Here is a 2951-nt window from a genome sequence, read left to right as displayed (position 1 = left end):
TATTATATTATTATAAACATTCTCGTTTACTGATTGAATATCCATCCCAATGACACGCACTTTAGATTTATGTTTTGGATTAGCATTATATTGCCGAATCCAATCAAGTAAATCTAGCATTTCTTTCGTCTTAAATGTAGGTGATAAATGTTGGCTTGGGTTTCCCTTTCCAGTAAGAACATATCGATCAAGTTCCAAAGCTCTGTCCCATCCCTCTTCTAAAACTAGGTTGGTAAAGCCCTTTTCAGATACTAAATACTTAACAATGCGGTGTTTCATTGTAAAAACTTCATGAGCCCCATGCGTAGCTTCACCTAAACCTACAATTGAAGCTGAACCTACCATATTCTTAAGTGGTTTCAAATCATTAAGAGATGCAGTTGGATTAGTTGTTTTTAAAGGCTTTGCATGTGCTTCTAACCATTTCGCTATTTGATTTGTATTGTAGGGAGCTGTAACAGAAACCTCTGTTTTCGAATCTGCATAAGTATTTCCTACAAAATGAGTCATTGTTATAGCAGAAGCAACAATTGCAATAATCATTTTCTTTTTCATAAAACCCTCCTGAAATACTTACTTATTAGTTTTTTGACATGCTCTAAGGATCCCAGTTTAAACTATTCCCCCCCCTATTACTGTTAAGATACATTTATTCTAATTCCTAAAACTCACTTTTTATCTGGTTTTCCTTTTTACCTACTTGCTAAATTCAGCAAGTAAAATACTTTTAAATGGATCAGGACTATCAGCTTTAAAACTGTTCAAATTGACGGCCAATGTATGCTTACCTCCAAGTGTGCCACCAGCAAAAGTGGTAAACCCTGGAACGCCCCCCCTGTGTCCCCATACCGAGTCACCGTTCGGAAGCTTAGTTTCATAGATTCCAAGACCATATCCGGTTCCCTCTCTATTTGTAGGAACTGTAGTAAGCATTTGTTTTAATTGCTGTTCCTTCAGTAATTTGCCACCTAGTAAGTAAGAGAAGAATTTGTTTAAGTCATCAGCAGTAGAAATGATATCTCCATCCGAGCTACCTGGGTTAATATAAGTAACGTCTTTTAGCTCACTTGCTCCGTCTAGTTGGAAATAGCCACGGGCATGCTTGGTGCCTGGAATCACGCTTGAATTGCCAGGTAGGAATGTATTTGACAAATCAATCGGTTCAATAATCCGATTTTCAACCTCTTCGGCATAACTGTTGCCAGTTACTTTTTCAATAAGAATCCCCAGTAATACGTATCCTGTATTTGAATAAGACCAACCCTTTCCTGGGGCAAAGTCTGGGGGAAGTGAAATCCCCATTTTGACGAATTCTTCAGCCGTATACGATTTTTTTGTATCCGTAATATCAAAGTCTTTTGAATTTGTATAGTCAGCAATACCACTTGTATGATTCAATATTTGCCGGATCGTAATCTGGTTACCATCATATCCGTTTCCTTGAATAACACCAGGCAACCATTTTTCAATGGAGTCGTCTAGATTCAAACGGTTCTCTCCAGATAATTGAAGTAGAACTGTTGCAATGAACGTCTTCGTTACACTACCAATGCGAAAGCGAAAATCTGTTTTCATTGGTTTCTTGGTGCTCAGGTCCGCTAACCCAGCGGCATAACTCCATGTTTTTCCACCCTCAGAAGTTTTAGCAAGTATTCCAGGATATCCAAGTTGCAGTGTATCCCGCATTGCCTCTTTGACGGAATTACGTTCTCTTTGAGTGCTTGTTTGTAGCGAACTAGATACATTTTGCGTAGGTTCTGCTTTTACAATTGATGTTGGTGTTATGTATAACAGGGAACTTCCAGCTATTAAAAGTGCTAGACTTGCACATGTAATTTTACTGCTTGTTTTCATAAAGCATTCCTCTCCTCTATTTAAATTGTATTGATGGTTGATAGCTATGTCATATGCTAACCACACAGCTATCAACTCTCCCAATGATAAAAGTCAACACTGAATTTGCAATCATCTATGCACCAATTATTTCTACAAACAACTTTCTGACCTAATAAATGATTAATTCCTCTTTTTCAGATGTATGTTAACCTCTGTAATTTCTTCTTTTCTTCCATAGAGTTTTGTTAATAAATTTGTTTTTATATAAATATATAGTATCTATTCCCCCTCTCGTTCTTCTCTACATTTTGATCATACACAATGAAAATCTCTTTTCTCTTACTCCTTTCTTACAAATTCCTTACGCTCAAAACCACTTCTATAATTCGGTGGTTTTTATTTTAAGAAAAACTCAGTTTTATTAACTTGATAGGCTGGGGTACTGCCACATGTCCATCAAATTAGGAACCTGCTTTACCCCAAATGTAAAAAAACGTTATCCTTTCCTATGATTCTAGAGAAAGAATAACGTTTTTCATGTTACGGAGGATTTTGTTTTATTAGCTTAACAGCATTTACTACCTTAATTTTAAAAAAACTCTAAAATTAAGGTATTTTTTGAACCAGAAAAGGATATTTTCAACTATAAAAACTATGACAAAATTTATCTATTTTTCCTTTTTGCCTACTTGCTAAATTCAGCAAGTAAAATATTTTTAAAAGGATTAGAATGACTAGTTTTATGGCCATTCAAATTGATGGCCAATGTATGCTTGCCTCCAAGTGTGCCTCCAGCAAAAGTAGAAAACCCTGGAGAGGCACCTGCGTGTCCCCATATCGAGACACCGTTTGGAAGTTTAGTTTCATAGATTCCAAGACCATATCTGCCGATTTCAGCAATTCCTGTAGGAACTGTAGTAAGCATTTGTTTTAGTTGCTGTTCCTTCAGTAATTTGCCACTGAGTAAGTAAGAGAAGAATTTGTTTAAATCGTCAGCAGTAGAAATCATATCTCCATCCGAGCTACCTGGGTATGAATAAGTAACGTCTTTTAGCTCACTTTCTCCGTCATATCTTTCATATCCACGGGCATGATTGGTACCTGGAATAACAGTT

At 36.5% G+C, this 2951-nt stretch carries 3 protein-coding genes; all 3 read right to left on the bottom strand.

The annotated features are described in order from the left end of the window. On the bottom strand, positions 1–555 hold a 555-nt coding region (locus tag DN404_RS30275), incomplete at its 3' end, for an erythromycin esterase family protein (protein ID WP_149215879.1). Between the two features lie 141 nt (positions 556–696). Continuing rightward, complete coding sequence (locus DN404_RS30270) at positions 697–1854, bottom strand: serine hydrolase domain-containing protein (RefSeq protein WP_149215878.1); 1158 nt, start codon at positions 1852–1854, stop codon at positions 697–699. A gap of 667 nt (positions 1855–2521) precedes the next feature. Continuing rightward, positions 2522–2951, bottom strand: a 430-nt coding sequence (locus tag DN404_RS30265) for a serine hydrolase (RefSeq protein ID WP_149215877.1), incomplete at its 5' end; no start/stop codon positions are given.

This window comes from Bacillus sp. TE8-1 (assembly GCF_008368855.1).
Lineage (GTDB): Bacteria > Bacillota > Bacilli > Bacillales > Bacillaceae_G > Bacillus_A > Bacillus_A cereus.
Note: the sequence above shows the minus strand (reverse complement) of the source record. Positions and strands in the feature narration are given on the sequence as shown.

Excerpts from the sequence above, each read along its gene's own strand:
- DN404_RS30270 (WP_149215878.1), bottom strand. The coding sequence starts at position 1,854 with ATGAAAACAAGCAGTAAAATTACATGTGCAAGTCTAGCACTTTTAATA.